Here is a 22,479-nt window from a genome sequence, read left to right as displayed (position 1 = left end):
GATTGGCAGAAATAATAAATAAACTATTTTTATTAAATAATTTTAAAATATATATTAGGAATATATGAAAATTTAATTTTTAACAATATTTTTATAGCTAAAAATATAAGGAGATATCTAATAAAAAGGACAGCTATATTAAGATAGCAGTCTTTTTATTAAATATCTTTTTTTGTTAAAGAAATATCTATTACTAAGTCAAAAGTTGCGAATGCAACAAAAAAGTTGTAAAGTAATTAATGTAATTAGATGGTTGAAAAGAAGTATAGAATGAACCTCTATAAGAAATTAATAAAAGTATATAGGAAGGGGAGGAATATAAATGAATAAAAAGCTCATTATGTCAAAGACAATTCTATTTGTAGCAATTATAGGATTTATTATTATCTTCAAAAGTATTTTTGGAAATGAAAATACTTTAATCGGTGTTACCACCATAACAGCTATGCTAATGTTTTTAGAAAGAGATTTAACTTTAGCACCGTGGAAAAATACTTTTACTCTTATTGCTTTAAACTTATTTATTGGATGTGCAAGCACACTGGCTAGTATGAATACTTGGTTAGGTATTCCTATTAACTTTATAGCTATTTTTATTTTGGGCTATAGCCTTTTATATAATTTGAAGAAGCCTATGTATATGCCTTTCGTATTAGAGTATTTGTTTATACTAGCAACGCCAGTTAGTATAGAGTTGATACCTAACAGACTAAGCGCCTTAGTATGTGGAGCAATCTTTATTATGGTGTCTCAATTAGTTATTAATAAAAATAAGTTTAAAAAAGTAGGTAATCAGCTATTAGCACAACTGTGTAAAAATATTATTAAAAAGGCAGAGTATATTAAGGTAAACCAACAGTATGAGGGGATAGATAAAGATATTAGAGAACAGATTCATCTATTCACTACACTACTTTATGATAGAAGAGAAGAAGATTTTTATCTAACGGAGGAGGGAATGATCAAGCTTAACTTAGCTGTTTCTTTAGAAAAAATTTCTTATCTTTTAGACAAAGTTAAGTATGAAGCAGAGCAACAAGAAATGATTGATGACCTTATTAGCATACTGGATCAAATAAGTAAATGCTTTAATGATTTAGCAGAAATAGACTGCTTAGATGAGATCTTTAAGACCTTATTAAGTAAATATCAGATAGAAAGAATTAATGATATAGAAGTTTTGAAGCTTCTTAATCATCTGAGCTTTATTAAAAATAATTTAGAAGAATTAAGTAAGATAGAAAATAACCAATATAATTTAGAGAGATTTAAGAAACATTTTGTCTTTAAAATAGAGTTAGATAGAAATTCTATTAAGTTTTCTTATGCATGCCGTCTTGCTATAGGTATTACATTAGCGGCTTTTTTAACAGACTTTTTTAAGTTAACAGAGGGAAGATGGATTATGTTTACAGTTTTTTCTTTGATTGTGCCTATATATGAACAGTCAAAGCAGAAACTAAAGGATCGTATCTTTGCAACGATTATAGGATCGATTATAGTTGTTATTTTATTTAGTATTTTTCATGATTTAACTATACGTACTATAATTTTAATGGGCGCTGGATATATTGGGAATTACTTAAAACAGTATCGACATACAACCATTTGTGTGACTGTTTCAGCTATTGGTGCAGCAGCATTGATGGGAGATGCATTAGTACTATCAGAAAGTCGTATTCTTTTTGTTATATTTGGAGCAATCATTGCATTAGTGATTAATAGATTTATTCTTCCATATAGATTAGAAACACATAATAAACAACTTGAGAAATTGTATAGAATAACAATCGAAGATATGATGAATACTGTATATGAAATGACTAGAGGAAATGGTAATGAGCATAAGTTAAAGAATCTTTTTATCTTAACCTCTTTAATTGAAGACAGAATCAAACTTAATAATCAGTTAGCAGTAAATATAGAAAATCAGGATATGGTAAAAGACTATAGGCTATTTTTAATTACTATTTATGAGCTTTATATATGGGCGACTCATCATGAGATAAGTGTAAATGTACAGCATGTTTTAGTGGATATAGGTAACCTTTTGAAAGGTAACCAAGCTGAATTAATACCAGCTATTGAAGAAGGTCAAAGACAAATTCAATTAGCAGAAGATATTTATGATAAGGTTATTCTAAGTATTATTGTTGAGATTCTACAAGAAGAAGAAAGTATAAAAAATAAGGAGTAAGTAAGGCTCCTTAGTTTTTATGTTATAATACAAATAGAGTATAAAAGGACATACCTTAGAAAGTAGGATACGACTCAATGAAAAGATTTAAAAAAGTTTATATTGAAATTACAAATATATGTAATCTAAGTTGTAATTTTTGTCCTAAGACAAAAAGAAAATTACAAGTAATGGAGCCACAAGCTTTTAAACATATAATAGAACAAGTTAAGCCTTATACAGATTATATTTACCTTCATTTAATGGGGGAGCCTACCCTGCATCCTCAACTTGAAACATTTTTGGAGATAAGTAATCAAGCAGGGTTAACAGTTAATATAACTACTAATGGAACATTATTACCTAAGGTCAAAGATATTTTATTGGCATCAAGTCATTTAAGACAAGTTAATATTTCACTTCATAGTTTTGAGGCAAATAGTAGTGAAGTAGATCTTAAAACATATGTGAAAGAGGTTACAGAGTTTGTAAAGGAAGCTACTCAGAAAACAGATATTATCTGTGCTATTAGATTGTGGAATATGGATACAGAAGAACTAAAGGCAGATAATGCATTAAATGAAGATATTATTAGCCTATTAGAGGAGAACTTAGACCTACAAGTGAGACAGTTATTACTAGAGAAGCGAGGCGGTAAGCTTGCTCATCACTTATATCTTAATATGGCAGAAAAGTTTGAGTGGCCAGACATAGATAAGATAGATACAGCCAAGCAAGTATTTTGTTATGGGCTTAGAGATCAAATAGGTATTCATGTAGATGGTACAGTAGTACCGTGTTGTTTAGATAGTGAAGGAAATATTCCATTAGGAAATATTTTTGAGAAGACTTTAGGTGAAATAATAGAAGGACCAAGGGCTAGGAGAATTTATGAAGGTTTCTCAAATCGTCAAGCAGTAGAAGAACTTTGTAAACGTTGCGGATATGCAAAACGTTATTAATTAAAGTATAAAAAAGGGATATTCTTTTAATTAGAATATCTCTTTTTTTATTAAATCAATTTTTAAGTTAAAAGCAGATTTGAAGGAATTAGAAAAATTAAATAATTTAATGAAATAGGTGTAGAAAAATATAAATATACTAGAGTTTAAATTGTAATAAATGCATATGATGAATCGGATAAAAATGAAAAATATTACATGATATTTTGTTTTATATAAAAAATAGTATAAAAAATTAATAAAATAATTTGAGATCTTTAAATGAGAATCAAATGAAAAACATTACAAAAGTTGAAAGTTAAACTAATGGGTATATAATAGGTAATTGGATAAAAAATATTGAACAAGGGTGGGGAAATATATGCTTTCTTATGAGTTCTTTCTAGATTTAGCAATTATATTAATTGCATCAAAATTATTTGGTATTGCCTTTAGAAAGATCCATTTACCGCAAGTAGTAGGTATTTTGGTTGCAGGGCTTATTATAGGTCCTAATGTGTTAGGAATTGTAAAAGAGAGTGATTTTTTAGTCAAGATGGCAGAGCTTGGAGTAATTATGCTCATGTTTACTGCAGGCCTTGAAACTGATTTAAAAGAACTTAAAAATACAGGACTTGCTTCACTTTGCATTGCTTCATTAGGTGTTATTGTACCTTTAGGAGGTGGCTATCTACTTTATTCCTGCTTTAATGGTTTTGCACCTGTAGGAAGTGAGGCCTTTTATCAAGCAATTTTTATAGGGATTATCATTACAGCAACATCAGTAAGTATTACTGTTGAGACTTTACGTGAGATGGGCAAATTAAAAGGAAAAGTAGGCACAGCTATTTTAAGTGCAGCCATTGTAGATGATGTGATAGGGATTATTTTATTGACTTTTGTAATTGGACTCAAGAATCCAGAAGCAGCTCCAATGAAAGTTGTTTTTAATACAGTAGCATTTTTTGTGATTGCTATCATTGGAGGGGTAATAATTAATTTACTTTTTAAATACTTTGATAAGAAGTATCCTCATAAAAGGAGAATCCCAATTTACGGATTTGTACTTTGCCTTTTGATGGCGTACATAGCAGAACATTTCTTTGGTATAGCTGATATTACAGGCGCTTTTGTAGCAGGAATTATCCTATGTAATATACAGTCTTCAGAGTATATTGTTGAAAAAATTGATATAAATTCTTATATGTTGTTTAGCCCTATATTCTTTACAAGTATTGGACTTAAGACAGAAGTTACAGGTGTAACAACGACAGTATTATTATTCTCAGTATGTTTTGTGCTTGTAGCATTACTTGCAAAGATAATAGGCTGTGGTATAGGTGCAAAACTAATAGGATTCTCTGGACATGAAGCATTGCGTGTAGGTGTAGGAATGATGGCAAGAGGAGAAGTGGCACTTATTGTTGCACAAAAAGGTTTAAGTGCTGGACTTATGGAACCAAGTTTATTCACAGCGGTTATTTTCCTTGTTATTGTATCATCTGTTATAACACCAATTATACTAAAATTACTTTATAAAAAAGAGGATCAAGTGGAGAAAAGTACGCTTGCTTGTGTACAATAGCAAATTGCTAGCAGACCAAACTAGGCTAGTAGAATCTAAACTAATATTAAGTTTAGATTCTACTAGCTTTATTTATATAGAAAGATATGAAATTCTATTTATTTACAAAGGTTTTCAATATAGAGACTAGAGTTTTAGCTAGAAATTCGATACAATAAGGGAAACATGTCAGGTTAAGGAGAATGAATTAAATGCCGGAACAAAAACAATATAAACGTATAGTACCTTCTTATATTAAGGACTTTAAATGTATAGGTGGTAAATGTGAAGATACTTGCTGTGCAGGATGGTCCATTGAAGTAGATGCTGGTACCTACGATAAATATAAAAAAGTTGAGCATGCAGAACTTAAAAATAGATTTAGTCAAGACATTGTAGATTGTAAGCAAAAAGCAACTAAGGCTTGTGCAGCACAAATTAAATTAAAAGATAACCGTTGTGCATTTTTAAGTCAAGATGGATGGTGTGATATCTATAGTGGCCTAGGTGAATCCTATTTAAGCCATACTTGTGGACTCTATCCAAGAACATTAAATCGCATCCATAATACTATGGAATATTCAATGACATTTTCTTGTCCAGAAGCAGCACGTCAAATCTTATTACAAGAAAAACCAATAACTTTTAGCTTATCAGAAAAGCTATTTAATGAATCAACAATTAGTGCAGATGTGGACTTAAATATAGAAAACCCAAAAGAATGGCAAGATTATTTCTTTATTATAAGAGATAAGGCGATTGGTCTATTACAAAATAGGAATTTCTACTTAGAAGAGAGATTAACACATGTAGAAGGATTAATGCTTGGAATTACAGAACTTGCATTAAAAGGAAAAACAAAACAAATACCAGGATTTGTGCAAAAGTATACAGGTGAAAACTTTAAAGGTGAAAGAGAAGTAGATGCGGGCATTCTAATTGAAAGAATGTATTTCTTACAGCAAGATATGGAACTACCATCTGAGCGTTATGCTGAGTGCTTAGACCAAGTATTAGAAGGGTTAGGATTAACAAAGGAGACTGCAACTTTACAGCAAGCTTATAAAACTTACTTAAAGGGTGAGAGAAGTTGCTATAAGGACTTCTTAGAACAAAAAGGCCATATTTTAGAAAATTATTTAGTGAACTATATCTATGAGCGTTGTATACCTTTAGATGGTGCAACACCTATTGAAAGTTATGAATGGATGTTATTATACTATACACTTATTAAAGTACATCTCATAGGAATGGGCCTAGCTACACCAGCAGGCAGAAAAGTCATAAAGGAGGAACAAGCTATCAAGCTTATTCAATCCTTTACTAAAACTTATGACCATAATGATGGCTATTTAAGTTATTTTACAGATTAATAATCATTAATTGGAATCAAACATAGTATTTAGGCTGGTTGTAATTGTGTGTCGTGCAACGACTTCTGCAGGCTCTACACTTGTAATGCTTCCGCTGGCAAAGAGTGAAGCAAGACCATGGACAAGGCTCCACATAGAAAGCACATAAGTATCATAAAGTGCTAGGTCAGCTCCTACTGTTTCTAGATAACGAAGCGCTGTGCTTCTAAAAGCATTAAAAGATGGATTAGAACATGGATGGAACATACCACTTTCTATACAAATAGGTATAGGAGATTGATTCATAAAGGAAAACTGTAAGTAGTCAGGATTAGCTACCATAAAGGTGACATAGGCTACACCCAGTTCTATAATCTGTTCTTTAGGGGCATCGTGGTAATGAGTAAGAATAGGGGCTAGGGCAGCTTGAAATTCCTTAGCTGATTCTTGCATAATGGCTTGAACCAATTCTTCTTTATTTGCAAAATGCTTATAAGGGGCATTATGGCTTACCTCACATAGTTTAGCTACTTTTCTAAGAGAGAGATTATTATAGCCTTCTGTAGCAATAAGGCGTAGTCCGGTCTGGATAAGTTTAGTGCGTAATGAGTCATCAGTCACATGAGAGGGTGTCATAATAAATTCATCCTTATTTAATATATTTTTTTAAAAGTATAGCACTCTGGGTTGACAGTGTCAACGTAGGGTGCTATATTAATGGCAAAAAGGTTGACAGTGTCAACTTAAGCGAGGTGTAAAAATGAAAGTACTTGTATCATATAATGAAAAACCAACTCATATTCTTGGTAAAAGGCTTCGTGAGGAAATACTTAGTAGGTTGAAAGAACAAGAATATCCTATACAAACTTTTGGTGCCAATATAGAAGAAAGTAAAAATTGCTTAGGATGTTTTGGGTGTTGGGTAAAAACACCTGGCACATGTGTCATCAAAGATAAACAAACTGAATTTAGCAAAGCATATATAAGTAATGATACTGTGATTCTGATTACTCAAATTAAATATGGAACGTATGAGCCGGTGATTAAGAATATGTTAGACCGTAACATACCTAATGTATTACCTTTTTTTGAAACAGTTAAAGGTGAGACACACCATCAACCACGTTACAAAAAGTACCCAGAGTTTATTGTTGTAGGCTATGGAGAAGATTTAAGTCAGGAAGAAGTAGAGACTTTTAAAGGGATTATCAATGCAAATAGTATTAATATGAAAAAGTCAAAAGGCTATACATTCATTTGTGAAAGTGAAGAGAAAGTAGAAGAGATTGTTAGTGCCTTAATAGAACTTTGTAAAGGGCTGGAGGTATAAGAAAATGAAAAAAGTAATATTTTTAAATGGTAGTCCAAAGCAAGAACGCAGTGTTACTCATTATTACATAGAAGAGTTAAAAAAGCTTTTAGGAGAACAGGTGGAATGTGAAGAAATCTATGTAGCCAAAGTAATCAAGCAGAAGGATTTAGACAGTACTTATAAAAAGTTAACGCAGGTAGATCAGTTAGTGATAGGTTGTTCCCTTTATGTAGATACATTATACGCTGGTCTACTATCTTTCTTAGAGGGATTTGAAACTTATTTAGAAGTTTATCCAAACTTAAGAGAACCTAAAACCAGGGTATATGCATTATGTAATAATGGATTTTTACAAGGAGAGCAAAATAAGTATGCTTTAAGAAATCTTAGATTCTTTACAGAAAAAATAGGTTATAGCTGGCAGTTTGGACTAGGCCTTGGTGCAGGTGAAATGATGTATGCAACACGTGATCAGATGCCTATGGAGTTTGTTGTAAAACGTCAAATAGGTAATGCTCTTAGAGTTTTAAGCAGAGCTATTTTAAATGAAGAAGAAACAAAACAACAAGATTTATTAGTAAGTCCTAAAATACCAATTTGGATGTTCAATCAAATGGGGAATCAATTTTGGAAGGATAGGGCAAAAAAGGGAAAAGTGTCCGTAAAAATGATAAGACAACGTATTTATTAATTTACTTCAATTTTTATAAGTATGTTTACTTTGGTATAAATATAAATTATAATTTTATCCAATGATGTACTATCGGTTATATAAAGAATGATTATAACATGAGGTAAGTTAGGAGTGATAAAGGGATGATTTTGTTAGGGACCATTGTAAATGTATTATTAATATTAGTAGGAAGTATATTAGGGATTTTATTAAAGCGAGGCATAGAAAAACGTTATGAAGATTTGATTATGAGTGCACTAGGACTAGTAACTGCTGTTATTGGTATTACATTTGCAATTAAATCACAGAATATGCTAATCGTTGTGGTAAGTTTAGTAATTGGTGCATTGATAGGAGAATGGATCGATATTGATAGTAAGCTTAATAAAGTTGGAGATTGGTTAAAAGATAAAGTAAAGGGGAAGGGTGGAACAGGTTTAGAAGAAGAAAGTAGAATAGGAGAGGGATTTGTTACGGCTACTCTACTTTTTTGTGTAGGCTCGATGGCCATAATGGGTGCACTAGATAGTGGGCTTAGAGGGGACCATACAATCTTATATACAAAAAGTATTATGGATGGTATTTCAGCTCTAATCTTTGCAAGTAGTATGGGTATAGGCGTAGCCCTATCAGCATTTCCTATTTTAATCTATCAGGGTGGTATTGCTTTAATGGCACAAACAGTGCAGCCGTATTTAAGTGATGCAATGATGATAGAGATGAATGCAGTAGGTGGTATTTTACTTATTGGAATAGGTCTATCCCTTTTAGACATTAAGAGAATAAAGGTCTCAAACCTATTGCCAGCGTTGATTATCCCGATTATATGGTTTTTAATAGTAGGTTAGAGAAGAGAAAAGATGAGTAGCTATAGACAGTTACTCATCTTTTTTATTTTTTTATAAAGTTTATATAGATATACCAAGGGGTGAGAAGAAGGGAGGAAATTTTAGACTGAAGTTGTTGTACAAAAAATAAATAGAGTATGCTATCATAGATATACGTAAAAGATAAATATTATTAAAAAACAATAATTTTAATAGATATACAAATGGTAAGAAAAGGGGCCTGACTAATGGATATATTGATTCGTAAGAGAGACGGTAGGTTGGAAAAATTAAACGTAGAGAAAACAAAACGAATGATTAATATGGCTTGCGAGGGGATTGAAGGATGTGACCCTATAGAACTTGAATTAGATTCTTGCATTCAGTTTAGAGAAGAGATGACAACAGCTGAGATACAGAAGATACTTATACAAACAGCGATAGGAAAGGTTATACAAACAAAAGCAAATGAATTTGGTGGAAGTACAAAGGTAACCCACTCTAATTGGCAATATGTAGCAGCTAGATTATTATTATTTGATTTATATAAAGAAGCAAAGAAAAATAGAGGATATGACCACTTCGGGTATGGCAGTTACTTAGAGCTTATATATAAATTAGAAGAGAAGGGGCTATACGGCAAGTATCTCGTAACGGAGTATACGAAAGAAGAGATTCTTGAACTTGCAGAATATATTAAACCAGAAAGAGATTACTTATTTAACTATGAAGGGGTCAAGCTCTTAGTGGATAGATACTTGATAAGAGGATTTGGAAAAGAAGTATTAGAGTTGCCACAAGAAAGATTTATGACAATAGCTATGCATCTAGCTATTCCTGAAAAAGAAAACAAAGTTTATTATGCAAAAAAATTCTATGATTTACTTAGCCAGTTAAAGATGACAGTAGCAACACCTACATTAGGTAATGCAGGAACACCGACTTATCAATTAAGTAGTTGCTTTATTTCAACAGTGGGAGATAATTTGTGGTCTATCTATGATACCAATCAGAAATTCGCCCAAGTATCCAAACATGGTGGAGGAATGGGTATCTATTTAGGAAAAATAAGAGCTCTAAATAGTGAGATTAGAGGTTACAAAAATGCATCAGGGGGCGTTATCCCTTGGGTACGTTTATATAATGATACAGCTGTAGCAGTAGATCAATTAGGGAAAAGAAAAGGTGGTGCAACAGTAACACTGGATATCTGGCATCAAGACGTTTACGATTTTCTAGATCTTAAAACCAATAATGGTGATGATAGAAGAAAAGCCCATGACTTATTTACTGCATTATCTATACCAGACCTCTTTATGCAGAGATTAGAAAAGAGACAAAAGTGGTCATTGTTTGATCCTTATAGTGTTCATAAATTAATGGGGTACTACTTAGAGGATGCTTTTGATGATGTAGAGGATAAGGCATTTACACGTAAATATGTTGAGTGTGAAAATAATCCAATGTTACCTAGAGTAGAGGTAGATGCTTTAGATATTATGAAAAAGATACTAAAGAGTGCTGTTGAAACAGGCACACCATTTATATTCTTTAGAGATACAGTGAACAAATACAATGCCAATAAGCATGCTGGAATGATTTATGCATCAAATCTTTGTCATGAAATCACTCAAAATACAAGTGAAAGTGTATTTGAAAATGAAGAAATAATAGGTGAAGGTAAAAAAGAAATTAGAAGTACCATCACTCCAGGGGATATGGTTGTATGTAACTTAAACTCTATCAATCTAGGAAAAACAGAATTAGAGGAGTTACAAGAAACAGTTCCTCTACAAATTAGAATGCTCGATAATGTAGTGTCTCTTAATGACCTACCTGTTGCTGAAGCGAAGTTAACAAGTGATAAATATAGAGCAATTGGTCTAGGAACAAGTGGGTATCATCATTACCTGGTGAAGAAAAATATTATGTGGGAAAGCCAAGAACACTTAGAAGTAGCAGATACTTTATTTGAAGAAATTGCTTATCAGGCTATAAAAGGTTCTATGGAGTTAGCTAAAGAAAAAGGTGCTTATTCTGAGTTTGAAGGTTCTGAATGGCATACAGGTGCTTACTTTGAAAGACGTGGTTACACATCTTCTAGATGGCTTAAGTTAAAAGAAGATGTGAAAAAGTACGGTGTACGAAATGGGTATATTATGGCTATAGCGCCAACGGGAAGTACATCTAATATAGGAAATACTACAGCAGGGATAGATCCTATATTTAAAAAGTTCTTCATTGAAGAGAAGAAAGGTAGCTTTACACCTAAGACAGCTCCAGATTTATCAGTGGAAAACTTTTGGACGTATAAAGAAGCTCATACAATTGATCAACAGTGGAGTATAAAGGCTTGTGGTGTAAGACAAAAGCATATTGATCAAGCACAGTCCTTTAACCTTTATATTACACCAGAAATAAAAGCGAAAGATATCTTAGAAATGTATATGGAAACATGGAGACAGGGTGTAAAGACGATTTACTATATCAGAAACCAATCTTTAGAAATGGATGAATGTACAAGCTGTTCAAGCTAAGAGTGGAAGGAAGTATTGATAATGAAGAAAAAAATGATATTTAATGAAAATGGAATAAGAGGTACCCATTCTTTAATTGGTGGAGATACAACTAATTTAAGAGAATGGAACAGAATCAAATATGATTGGGCAAATACTATGTATAGAGGGATGCTTAATAATTTCTGGATACCTGAGGAGATCTCACTAGGTGAAGACGTTAAACAATTTCCTCATCTAACAGATGGAGAAAGAAGAGCATTTGATAGAATCATTTCTTTCCTCAACTTTTTAGATTCTATACAAAGTGAAAACTTACCAAATCTCTCTAGATATATTACAGCACCAGAAGTATCCTCCTTATTAAATATTCAAGCTTTTCAAGAAGAGATACATGCACAAAGTTATTCCTATATATTAGACTCTGTTACCAATCCCATTACAAGAGATCAAATCTATGATATGTGGAGAAATGACGAGCACTTATTAGAAAGAAATAAATTTATAGCAGGTATTTATCAAGCATTTAATGAGGAAGCTACAGAAGAAGGCTTTATTAAAACTGTTATGGCAAATTATATTTTAGAAGGTATCTACTTTTATTCAGGTTTTAGCTTCTTCTATACATTAGCAAGACAAGGTAAAATGACAGCAACAAGTACGTTATTTAAATATATCAATAGAGATGAAATTACTCATCTTGTGTTGTTCCAAAATGTTTTAAAAGAACTTAAAAAAGAGAATCCAAGTATCTTTACACCAGCATTTGAAAGCGAACTAGTAGAGATGATGAGGGTCGCTGTTGAGCATGAAATCAGTTGGGGACAATATGTAACCAATAATGAAATACTAGGTTTAAATGATGAGCTTATTGATAGATATATCAAATATTTATCCAATTTAAGATTAAAGGCAATCGGATTAAATGTTCTTTACCCAGAGATTACAACACATCCAATGGAATGGATAGAAAGCTTTGCAAACTTAAATAATACAAAGACTGATTTCTTCGAGGCAAAAGTAACAACCTATACCAAAGCCGCCGCTTTTGATATAGATGAATTAGAATAAAAAGTATAAATGATCCTAGGTTTCTTGTGAGAGGCTTAGGATTATTTTTTATAAAAAAAGAATTGACAGAAGATTTAATATGGGATAAGATAGTGAACAATATATTCTGAAAAATAAAAGGAGGCGTTGTAATGGAAGTTGTAAAACAATACTATGATGAAGAAGCAGAAAGAGAGTGGCAAAGACTTGCCAATCCTTATAGTCAAGTGGAATACAAAACGACTTTACATCTTATAGAAAAGTATTTTCCAAAGAATGGTCATGTTTTAGATATTGGCTCAGGCCCTGGACGCTATTCATTAGCCCTCCTTAAACAAGGTTATCAAGTTTCTTTATTAGATTTATCAAAAAGGGAATTGGATATTGCAAAAGATCAAATAGAGATGGCAGGTTTGAAGGCAGAAAATTATTATTGCCAAAGTGCTTTAGAGTTAGAAGGATTTAAAGATAATAGTTTCGATGGGTTACTAATCATGGGGCCAATGTATCATTTACATGAAGAAGCAGACCGTTTACATATTTTAAGAGAAGCCAAAAGAATTGTAAAAGATGAAGGCATAATCCTTATTGCATATATCAATACGTGGGGCGCACTTAAGGCGAGCCTATATGAGTTTCCAGAGAGCTTTTTAGACAAGGAGCATTTTGATAGATATATAAATGGAGACTTGAAGTTTAGTGAAGAAGAAAGCTTTACCCAGACCTATTTTACAACACCACCAAAGGTGTTAGAAGAGATAGAAAAGTCAGGATTACAGTTGGTTTCTTATGCAGGTGCTGAAAGTTATATATCAGGAATGCACGTAGAACTTAGTAACTTAGCAAACTATATGCCTGAAGTCTATGCAAACTATGTAGAAAAGGCATGTGAATATGCAGAACTTCCTCAATATAGAGATGCAACAGAACATGTTGTAATGATTGTAAAGAAGGAAATTTAGAGAAGTAGACATATTCTAGGGGGAATAGAGAAATGTATATGAATAGAGCGATTATTTTTGAGGAGGTACCATTAGGCATAGATATACTCTTTTGGATTTTTGTTATAGGTATAATAGCTTATTTAATTTGGACAAGAGAAGGTAGAGGGAAGAGGAAATAATCTAAGTTATATAAGAAATGAATTGTATCGGTATAGATTGTAATTCGTTCAAAAGGGACATGAGGATGTATTGAAGTTCTATTTCATTTATGTAAAAATACCTTTTACATAGATCATGAAAATGTATGGGTATTCTTGAGTAAATGGAGGGATGGAGATGACCATCTTATATAAGATAGACAATAGCTTATATGTAAATATAACGAATAAATGTCCTTGTGCGTGTGTGTTTTGCGTAAGACTAGAACATGATAGTGTAGGGGAATGTGAAAGTTTGTGGTTAGAGAAAGAACCAACTTTAGAAGAAATCATAGATGCGTTTGAAAAACATAATTTAGAAGACTATGATCAAATTGTATTTTGTGGTTATGGTGAGCCTCTTGAAAGACTAGATACAGTGGTAGAGATATGTAAGTGGATTAAAGCAAAAAGTAAAACACCTATACGTATTAATACAAATGGGCTAGCAGATTTGATTCATAAGAAAGAAACAGCTCCAACATTAGAAGGATTAGTCGATTCTATTTCTATTAGTTTAAATGCTCCAGATGTAGAGAGTTACTTAGAAATAGCAAGACCTAAATTTGGTGAGATAAGTTTTAGCCATCTTCTTTACTTTGCGAGTGAATGTAAAAAGGTTATTCCACAAATAACTTTTTCAGTTGTAGACATTCTTAGTGGGGAACAGATAGAAGGGTGTAAAAGGCTAGCATCAGAAATGGGTATTGCACTTCGCGTAAGAGAAATGATAAAATAAAGAGTATCATTTTTTACAATACAAATTTTGAATAATGAGTATAATATATTATATTAAAAGAATGAAATTGAATACAATTACATATGAAGATATAGACAAAGGCGTCTTAGGAGTTATTCCTAGGGCGCCTTTTTTAGTTTAAAGATGGTAGAAAGGAGTCGTACACACTTTAATAAAGAAAAGATTGAGGTGGGATATGAAAAATTTTTGTATTAGAAGAAGTATGGATTATCAAGAAATACAAGTAGAACATTCAAAGTATAATAAGTTTTATTTATTTAATAATCCTAACCATGAACCTATTACGGTTATACCGGATGGTTGTATGGATATACAATTCGTATGGCAAGAAGGAAAGGGCCAGATCCATTTGTGTGGGAGCTTTCTACAAGGTAGTGTATCTTCTATAGGGCAATATGATAGATGTTTTGGGATTAAATTCAATCTAGGTATTATTCCTGATATAGATCATATAAGCATAGAGGAACTCATTAATAATAGATATGTTTTAAATCAAGAGGGAGATTTAGAATTACCAACAAGTAAGATGATAGAATATTTGGCTAGCCATGATAGATTAGAGGACTTAGTAAGATACTTTGTAGAACAGTTTGGAGACTTAGTATTCTATGAAACTAATCATATTATACAAAAGGCTATAGAAGAGATTGTTAAAACGTCAGGTTTGGTGAGTGTAAGGCATTTGGCAGAAAAAATGGGATATAGCCAATGCTATATTAGCCGAGTTTTTAAACGTTTTATGGGGATCACTTTAAAGCGATATGCAAGTATTATCAGATGCCAAAATGCTATTCGATTTATAGAAGATAATGAGGAGAGTATAATCTATGAACAGCTAGGTTATTATGATCAGGCACATTTTATCAATGAATTTAAACGCTTCACCTCTTATACACCTTATAATTACAAAAAACATATGGATCAATTATTAATCGTATAAGTAGAAGAAATCATAAATAAATTGGTATCGGGTGGTAGAAGTGTGTATTATTTTGTAGTAAGCTAACTATACGAATCAAAATAATAGTATAGGGGAAAATAAGTGTCTATCAAGCAAAAGTCACATCAACGACAATCACTAATTTCAAGTTTTAAGCATGCTTTTGAGGGAATTGCTGTAGGAATATTAAACGAAAGAAATATGAAAATTCATCTATGTGCCATGTGCCTTGTTATCTTATTTGGCATAGGGTTTAAGATAAGTATAATAGAATGGTGTATTTGTGTTATCTTATGTGGAATGGTCATAGGAGCAGAACTTGTTAATTGTGCCGTAGAAGCCATTGTGGACATGGTAATGCCAGATATTCATCCTAAGGCGAAAGTAGCAAAGGATACAGCAGCAGCAGCTGTTTTAGTATGTGCTATTAGTGCATTAATTGTAGGGGGGATTATTTTTGTACCTAAGATTTTTTCTATACTCTTGAAATAGAATCATTAAATCATAGATAAAAATTATCAATAATAAAAGGATATTGTAAAATAGTTACTTATTATGCTATTTTACAATATCCTTTTGTTATACTAAGAATAGCTTTTATAAGAAAATAGTTTAGTTAATAATTCTTTAAGACTCGTTGTATACTAAGAAAAAAACTAAATATAAGGAGCACGGTAATGGAAGAGCAGGTTATTTATACAATTGGTTACGCCCATCATACACAGGAGAGTTTTTTAGAACTTCTATTAAAATATCATATTAACTGTGTGATTGATGTACGTACAATGGCTTATTCAGGATTTCATCCTCAATTTAATAAAGAAATTATTAAGGCTTACCTCAAACAACATGGAATAGCTTATTTGCATATGGATCAACCTTTTGGAATTATAAAGGATAAGATTGAACTGAATACTAAAGAAGGGTATTTGGATTTTACTAAACTAGCTAAGACAGATAAGTTTCTAGAAGGCGTTTCACGTGTTCAAAATGGCTTAGAAAAAGGTTATCATATAGCATTTATGTGCGCCGAAAAAGATCCAACAGATTGTCATAGAAGTACACTTGTAGCAAGGGCACTTTATGAAATGGGGTATGAGGTGAAGCATATTCTATATGATGGAAGTGTAGAAACTCATCAACACATGGAAGAAAGAATGAAAGAGAAGTTTGCACCAGACAATGGACAGATTGATTTATTTAGGGGCGAACAGTCAGAAGAAGATAGGTTAGAAGAAGCCTATGCAAAATGTAGCAAAGAAATTTTTATTGTCAATGCTAAGCGTGTACTAAAAGATGATTATGATTTCCCAAAACCTAACCCTAATGCGTGAGTAGAGCATTTATGATATACTACTTTAGCAATTACTAGAAATTTAGACAAGGGAGTATGGAAGATGAAAACATTTCAACAAAAGGTTTGTCTAGCATTAGGGACAATGATGATGCTTGCTGCTATACCGACTTATGCAGGGGCAAGTTGTGGTGGTAATGGATGGAACTGTTACAAAAAAGGTATGAGTTATATGCAACAAGGTCAGTATGCAAAAGCTGTAGAAGAACTAAAATATGCTGCAACTAAACTACCAGACCAAGCAGCAGTGCATAGTGAGCTTGCAAAAGCTTATGAAAAGGTAGAAAAATATCAACTTGCAGCAGATCATTACTATAAGCAAGCAGCACTTTATAAAAATAAAGGGGAAAATCAACAAAGCTATCTTGCAGCACTTCGTAAAGCTGATGAACTTAATAGCACCATAGAATTTTACCAAGTAGAAGAAGCACCAGCTGAGACAGTACAACTTGCCAAGTATGAACCAGCAAGAGGGGCCTATATAGGTGCTTTCATTGGTGGAGAACAAAAGTTCAAAGATACAAGTTACAACTGGGGTGGAGACCTTAATGAATTTGAAGAGTTCAATGAAATGACAGGGAAGAAACATGCGACTTTCTTTGATTATGGTTCAATAGGAACAACACTTAATCAAAGTTTACAACAACAAGAACAAGAACAAGATATAAAAGCTGCTGGTGCAGCAGTACATATTGCCTACGAACCAAATCGTGGGTTGCAAGAAGTAACAAAGGAAGCCATTACAAAGTATGCTGAAGAATTAAGAGACTTAGGCGTACCAGTATTTTTACGTTATGCTTCAGAGATGAATGGAAAATGGGTGCCATGGAATGGTAATCCAAGCTTATATATTGAAAAGTGGAAGATGGTACATGACATTATGGAACAAATCGCACCTAATGTAGCGATGGTATGGTCACCATCAGAAATGCCATTAGACCAAGTCGATGCGTACTATCCTGGAGATGCTTATGTAGATTGGGTAGGTATTAGTATTTATAGTGCTCAGTTTGAGAACGGAGATATTACAAAACCTACAGATAGAAGAAACCCATTAGAATCACTAGATTATATTTATAACAAGTATGCATCTAGAAAACCGATTATGATTAGTGAATATGCAGCCAGTCATGAAGCAGGTTTTGCACCTAACAAACAAGATACCTCTAAGTTTGCCATGGCAAAGATGACTTATTTCTATGAAAGTATTAAAACAAAGTATCCACGTGTAAAATGTATTCAATGGTATAGTGCCAATAACTATAACTTAGCAGATAAAAGCAAAAATCGTGTAAACTATAGCTTACTAGAAGGTGGAGGTAAAGGTGTACTAGAACGTTACAAAAAAATTATAGAAGATCCATATTTCTTAAGTAATGTAGTAAATGGTCCTCTTGTAGAAAAACAAGTCAACCTCCCAAAAGCAAGTAAGCAAATTAAAGGTTCAGTTAAAGCAACAAAAGATATGACAATACGTACTTGGGTGAAGTCTTATGATGCTTATATTTCACAAGTTGTTTATAAATTGAATGGAGAACGCTTAGAAGTTTGTGCAACTGCACCATATGAAATTACCGTTCCATATGCTAAACTTAAAAGTGGAAAAAATACATTAGAAGCTGTAGTGTTCGACTCAAAAAGTCGTGTTGCAAAGACAGAAAGCATCACGATTCAAAAATAAATAATACACTTATTGTTTAATCACCGGATTAAGCAAATAGAAGTGTCTAAAACATATTCCGTAGGTCTTAGAAGGAATGTGATTTTAGGCACTTTTTTGTTTGAACGGTAAAATTAGAGGGAGGCATTTATGAAGAACAATCACACACTTAAAACTTTTATGAGCTATGTTATTTTGAATATGTTAGGGATGCTTGGGATATCTTGCTATATCTTAGCAGATACATATTTCATCGCTAATGGTATTGGAGCAGATGCTCTAACAGCTCTAAACTTGGCATTACCTATCTTTGGTCTTATGAATGGTATGGGTCTACTACTTGGGATAGGGAGTGGAACAAGATATACGATTCTTATGGCTAGAAATAAGAAGGAAGAGGCAAATCAAGTATTTAGTCAAACCATAATGATAGGCGTTGGCATTGGTCTTGTACTTAGTATCATTGGATTAATGGGGGCAAAGACTATTTGCGGTTGGCTTGGAGCAGATGCAGTGACTTTTAATATGATGAATAGCTATTTAAAAACTATTTTATCTCTAGCACCATTCTTTATTTTGAATCATATTATTATTTGTTTTGTACGTAATGATAAAGGACCTAAGTTAGTTATGATGGCTATGGTAGTAGGAAGCTTAATCAATATTATATTAGACTATGTGTTTATCTATTCTCTTGGAATGGGAATGTTTGGTGTAGCATTTGCTACAGGGATTGCACCTATGATTAGCATTGGTATACTCTCAACTCATTTCTTTAAGGAGCACAATAGCTTACACTTTGTAAAATGTAAGGTGCAAATAAGTACCATTAAAGATAGTTGTAGCTTGGGCCTTTCAGCATTTATAACCGAGCTTTCAACAGGAATTGTATTACTTGTATTTAACTTGGTAATCTTGAAATTAGCTGGCAATGTGGCAGTTGCAGCATATGGTATTATTGCAAATATCTCTTTAGTCTGTTTGGCACTTTTTACAGGTATTGCACAAGGTATACAACCACTTATGAGTCGTTACTATGGTGATGGTGACATGAAGAAAGTGTATCAAGTATTAAAATATGCTTTATGCTTGGCAGTAGGATTAGGTGTGATTTTATATATAGGCATTTATATTTTTGCTAGCCCTCTTGCAGCAGTGTTTAATAAAGAACAAAATTTAATGCTTGCAGAACTTGCGATAGCAGGAATGCATATTTATTTTATAGGTATTATTTTTGCAGGAATTAATATAGTAGGCGCAGCTTACCTCTCAGCAATTGAAGAGACAAAAAAAGGATTTAGTATTTCTATCTTAAGAGGGCTTGTTGTGATTGTTCCAAGTGTAATAGGATTAGCTATGCTATTTGGATTAAATGGTGTATGGGTATCTTTTGTTTTTACAGAAGCAATCACAGCTTGTTTTGCTATAGCTATCATGTATAATGGCTATAAAGTTAAAGAATTGACCAGTTTTTAAGAAATCGTAAGAAATTTATTAAGTGATTGTAGGAATTATAAGATACAATAGAGTTACAAAGATTGAAAGTTAGGGAGGCATACAAATGACATATACCATTTTAGTATGTGATGATGATGAGCTTATAGTGAATTCTATAGCACTACATTTACAAAAGGAAGGATACCGCGTTGTCAAAGCTTTTAATGGAATGGAAGCTTTAGAAGCGGTAGAAAAAGAAAAAATCCATCTTATTTTATTAGATATCATGATGCCAAAGTTAGATGGGTTATCAACGACATTACGTATTAGACAAGAAAAGAATATTCCTATTATCATCTTATCAGCCAAAAGTGAAGATACGGATAAAATTGCAGGATTAAACTTTGGGGCAGATGATTATATTACAAAGCCATTTAATACGTTAGAATTACTAGCACGTGTGAAGTCACAACTTAGACGTTATACAACGCTTGGCAGTATGGTAGTGGAACCTCAAATTTTGTCTACAGGTGGCTTATGGTTAGATGCAGAAACGGGGAAGGTAACATTAGATGGTGAGATGGTGAAGTTAACACCAACAGAGTATAAAATTTTATATTATCTGATGAAAAATATGGGGCAAGTCCTCTCTATGCATCAAATCTACGAAAATGTTTGGCAAGAAGTGGCCTATGCCCCAGAAAACACAGTAGCCGTCCATATTAGACGACTACGTGAAAAAATTGAAATTAATCCTAAAGATCCTAAATACTTAAAAGTCGTATGGGGAAGTGGGTATATGGTGGAAAAGATTTAAAGATGAATTAAAAACTTTTTCCACCCCCACCATGGCTGCGCCCACTACTAGAAGTATGGGTAGAACTGCGCCCACCACTGGAAGAATTATTTGAGGATTCTTTTTTACGCTTAGAAATATGACGTCCAAGGAAAGTATCTTCTTTGCGTGTAAAGTGAACAGAACCATGATTAAGATATGCCTGACCGGATATGGAGGTTGGTCTTTTGTAGCTTTTACTTACACAAAGACAAATAATAAAGCTTATAATAACTGAGATAACCAAATAAAGAAGTGTAGATGACCAGGAGAATTTGAAGCCTTCTGGTTCAGTGTACTGATTACTTGGTATACCAGAGATTAGATTGGATTCTACTTTGGATAGAAAAGTGGTACAAGCAGCACTGTAGTTTTGGTTAGCAAGGCTACTTGTCATGGCATCTAAAATAGAATCAATACGTGCATCTGTAAAGTAACGAATACCTTCACCACAAGTAGAGATATAGACTTCACGGTCTTCCATATTAATAAGTAGAAGTAGACCACTATAGTCTTGACCAATACCCAATCCATTTTGATCATAAAAGTCATTAGCATAGGTACGAGAGGACTTACCGTTCATAGAATCAGTCGTTACAATGCCAATATCTATCTCATAGGTATTAATAAGCTCATCCATTTGTGTTTGTAAAGTAGCTTTTTCGCTGCTACTTAAGAGGTTTGCTTGATCAAAGATTTTAGTTGTAGCACCATACATAGGGAAAATACAACTGACTAAAAGGCTAAGGAATACCATAAGTTTAATAGAAGATAAAGTTACTTTTCTCACAATAGTCCACCTCCGATAAATAAAATAAGGAAGATAACAAGGGTTAAAATAAAGAAGAGATAAGTTACTTTCTTCTTACATATAGGAAGTTCACCAAATATTTTGCCTGTTTGACCGTTCATAACAAAGAAGTAGGTTTTATCATTATAGAGATAAGTAAGTACCCAAATAGGAAGCAGTGTATAGTCAAAGTGTACATCTTGAATGTTAATATTACAGTTTGTTACTGCTAGACTATTATAGCTTTTAATAGACTCACGGAATACTTCAGTAGTAGCTGCTTCTACACGTTTTTGTATAAATGGATAAACTTGATCTTGCTTCACATCATATTTTTCTGCTAAGAAACCAGATAAATAAGGTGAAGAAAAGTCTATCAGGTCTACAAAGTTAAAGGGTTCAACAGAAGCCATTACGGCATCTTCAGCTTTACTCGAAGCATCATGAGGTATGTAATCAAAGCGCATAGAACCGGCACGCTCAATCAGATAGTCTTGGGTCTCTGTATAATAATAGCTAGAATCTGACCAACTTCTTATATTTTTTGCTTTAGCAACCAGGTTGCCGGAAGTACCACAGCTCATCAGCCAATAAGGAAGGTAGATGCCTGTAAGTTTTTGAAGTTGGCTAGGGGAAGCAAAGTCTGAAGGTAGAAACCATTTGCCACGACACCAATTTTTAAAGGATGTAATAGCATCTTCTTTAGTTGTTTTAAAAGGAATGATTTTAGAAGGTTTAAAGTCATCTTTTAGCTGGTGGGATAAAACAACAGGACTGTGGCAATAACAACAAAAGGTAGCAGAGGTATTGGGTTCAGTAACGAGCTGGGCACCGCAACTAGGGCAGCTATAAATAATGGTAGCATCTACAGTATCAGTAAAAGGTTCTTGAATGGTTTGAGTAGACTCTGTAGCTTCAAGAGCATGTTGATCGAAGCTACTTTCACAAAAAGGACACGCCCACTTTTGCATTTCGGGGTCAAAGACTAATTTGGCACTACAATGTGGGCACACATAGCTAACAACAGACATTTAGTATACTCCTTATATTTTAAATATTGTGAGTTTATTATAGCATTAAACAGAAATAAATAAAATATGAAGAAACCGTAATAAATTTATGAAGGTCTTTGTAAAGTCTAGCTTTTAGAC

21 protein-coding genes are annotated in these 22,479 nt (G+C 32.9%); 18 read left to right on the top strand and 3 right to left on the bottom strand.

Annotation, left to right across the window (positions count from 1 at the left end):
* Positions 1 to 322: 322 nt before the first annotated feature.
* The 4 genes from BN2390_RS19280 (at position 323) to fliB (ending at position 6,054) form a co-directional block, all read left to right on the top strand.
* Complete coding sequence (locus tag BN2390_RS19280) at positions 323 to 2,197, top strand: FUSC family protein (protein ID WP_053985922.1); 1,875 nt, start codon at positions 323 to 325, stop codon at positions 2,195 to 2,197.
* Positions 2,198 to 2,274: 77 nt separating this feature from the next.
* Positions 2,275 to 3,138, top strand: a complete 864-nt coding sequence (locus BN2390_RS19275; RefSeq protein WP_053985921.1) for a radical SAM/SPASM domain-containing protein — start codon at positions 2,275 to 2,277, stop codon at positions 3,136 to 3,138.
* 361 nt (positions 3,139 to 3,499) lie between these two features.
* Entirely contained in the window at positions 3,500 to 4,702 is a 1,203-nt protein-coding gene (locus BN2390_RS19270; protein WP_053985920.1) for a cation:proton antiporter, read from the top strand.
* A gap of 191 nt (positions 4,703 to 4,893) precedes the next feature.
* Entirely contained in the window at positions 4,894 to 6,054 is a 1,161-nt protein-coding gene (gene fliB / locus BN2390_RS19265) for a flagellin lysine-N-methylase (protein WP_053985919.1), read from the top strand.
* Positions 6,055 to 6,060: 6 nt separating this feature from the next.
* Here the strand turns inward: fliB and BN2390_RS19260 are convergent, their stop codons facing one another.
* The gene (locus BN2390_RS19260; protein ID WP_053985918.1) at positions 6,061 to 6,669 is read right to left on the bottom strand and encodes a TetR/AcrR family transcriptional regulator; all 609 of its coding nucleotides are present in this window, start codon (positions 6,667 to 6,669) and stop codon (positions 6,061 to 6,063) included.
* 124 nt (positions 6,670 to 6,793) lie between these two features.
* On the opposite strand from BN2390_RS19260, the gene BN2390_RS19255 reads away from it, so the two are divergent.
* From BN2390_RS19255 to BN2390_RS19195, 14 genes are all read left to right on the top strand, one after another.
* Entirely contained in the window at positions 6,794 to 7,363 is a 570-nt protein-coding gene (locus BN2390_RS19255) for an NADPH-dependent FMN reductase family protein (protein ID WP_053985917.1), read from the top strand.
* A 4-nt stretch (positions 7,364 to 7,367) separates the two neighbouring features.
* Positions 7,368 to 8,036 carry a hypothetical protein gene (locus tag BN2390_RS19250; RefSeq protein ID WP_053985916.1) on the top strand — a complete coding sequence of 223 codons (669 nt, stop codon included), beginning with the start codon at positions 7,368 to 7,370 and terminating at the stop codon, positions 8,034 to 8,036.
* Between the two features lie 125 nt (positions 8,037 to 8,161).
* The gene (locus BN2390_RS19245; protein WP_330373829.1) at positions 8,162 to 8,866 is read left to right on the top strand and encodes a DUF554 domain-containing protein; all 705 of its coding nucleotides are present in this window, start codon (positions 8,162 to 8,164) and stop codon (positions 8,864 to 8,866) included.
* A gap of 227 nt (positions 8,867 to 9,093) precedes the next feature.
* A complete protein-coding gene (locus BN2390_RS19240; RefSeq protein WP_053985915.1) occupies positions 9,094 to 11,382 on the top strand; it encodes a ribonucleoside-diphosphate reductase subunit alpha in 2,289 nt (762 codons plus the stop codon).
* A gap of 21 nt (positions 11,383 to 11,403) precedes the next feature.
* A complete protein-coding gene (locus tag BN2390_RS19235) occupies positions 11,404 to 12,432 on the top strand; it encodes a ribonucleotide-diphosphate reductase subunit beta (protein ID WP_053985914.1) in 1,029 nt (342 codons plus the stop codon).
* Between the two features lie 131 nt (positions 12,433 to 12,563).
* Entirely contained in the window at positions 12,564 to 13,373 is an 810-nt protein-coding gene (locus BN2390_RS19230; protein WP_053985913.1) for a class I SAM-dependent methyltransferase, read from the top strand.
* A gap of 32 nt (positions 13,374 to 13,405) precedes the next feature.
* Positions 13,406 to 13,534 (top strand): hypothetical protein, encoded by a 129-nt coding sequence (locus BN2390_RS22315; RefSeq protein ID WP_271012924.1) that lies wholly within the window; start codon positions 13,406 to 13,408, stop codon positions 13,532 to 13,534.
* A 157-nt stretch (positions 13,535 to 13,691) separates the two neighbouring features.
* On the top strand, positions 13,692 to 14,291 hold the full coding sequence (locus BN2390_RS19225; RefSeq protein WP_053985912.1) for a TIGR04100 family radical SAM protein: 600 nt from the start codon (positions 13,692 to 13,694) through the stop codon (positions 14,289 to 14,291).
* A gap of 196 nt (positions 14,292 to 14,487) precedes the next feature.
* Positions 14,488 to 15,252 carry a helix-turn-helix domain-containing protein gene (locus BN2390_RS19220; RefSeq protein ID WP_053985911.1) on the top strand — a complete coding sequence of 255 codons (765 nt, stop codon included), beginning with the start codon at positions 14,488 to 14,490 and terminating at the stop codon, positions 15,250 to 15,252.
* A gap of 102 nt (positions 15,253 to 15,354) precedes the next feature.
* Positions 15,355 to 15,744 carry a diacylglycerol kinase family protein gene (locus BN2390_RS19215; protein ID WP_242847698.1) on the top strand — a complete coding sequence of 130 codons (390 nt, stop codon included), beginning with the start codon at positions 15,355 to 15,357 and terminating at the stop codon, positions 15,742 to 15,744.
* Positions 15,745 to 15,929: 185 nt separating this feature from the next.
* Entirely contained in the window at positions 15,930 to 16,586 is a 657-nt protein-coding gene (locus tag BN2390_RS19210) for a DUF488 domain-containing protein (RefSeq protein WP_053985910.1), read from the top strand.
* A 63-nt stretch (positions 16,587 to 16,649) separates the two neighbouring features.
* Entirely contained in the window at positions 16,650 to 18,287 is a 1,638-nt protein-coding gene (locus BN2390_RS19205; RefSeq protein ID WP_053985909.1) for a glycosyl hydrolase, read from the top strand.
* 129 nt (positions 18,288 to 18,416) lie between these two features.
* On the top strand, positions 18,417 to 19,742 hold the full coding sequence (locus tag BN2390_RS19200; RefSeq protein ID WP_053985908.1) for an MATE family efflux transporter: 1,326 nt from the start codon (positions 18,417 to 18,419) through the stop codon (positions 19,740 to 19,742).
* Between the two features lie 85 nt (positions 19,743 to 19,827).
* Positions 19,828 to 20,520: a response regulator transcription factor gene (locus tag BN2390_RS19195; protein ID WP_053985907.1), complete on the top strand. Its 693-nt coding sequence runs from the start codon at positions 19,828 to 19,830 to the stop codon at positions 20,518 to 20,520.
* Positions 20,521 to 20,527: 7 nt separating this feature from the next.
* On the opposite strand, the gene BN2390_RS19190 is transcribed toward BN2390_RS19195, so the two are convergent.
* Both BN2390_RS19190 and BN2390_RS19185 read right to left on the bottom strand, forming a co-directional pair.
* Positions 20,528 to 21,328, bottom strand: a complete 801-nt coding sequence (locus tag BN2390_RS19190; RefSeq protein ID WP_053985906.1) for a TPM domain-containing protein — start codon at positions 21,326 to 21,328, stop codon at positions 20,528 to 20,530.
* On the bottom strand, positions 21,325 to 22,359 hold the full coding sequence (locus BN2390_RS19185; RefSeq protein WP_053985905.1) for a TFIIB-type zinc ribbon-containing protein: 1,035 nt from the start codon (positions 22,357 to 22,359) through the stop codon (positions 21,325 to 21,327). Before BN2390_RS19185 ends, BN2390_RS19190 begins: the two co-directional genes overlap by 4 nt.
* Between the last annotated feature and the right edge of the window lie 120 nt (positions 22,360 to 22,479).

It is taken from the genome of Niameybacter massiliensis, from assembly GCF_001282685.1.
Lineage (GTDB): Bacteria > Bacillota > Clostridia > Lachnospirales > Cellulosilyticaceae > Holtiella > Holtiella tumoricola.
Note: the sequence above shows the minus strand (reverse complement) of the source record. Positions and strands in the feature narration are given on the sequence as shown.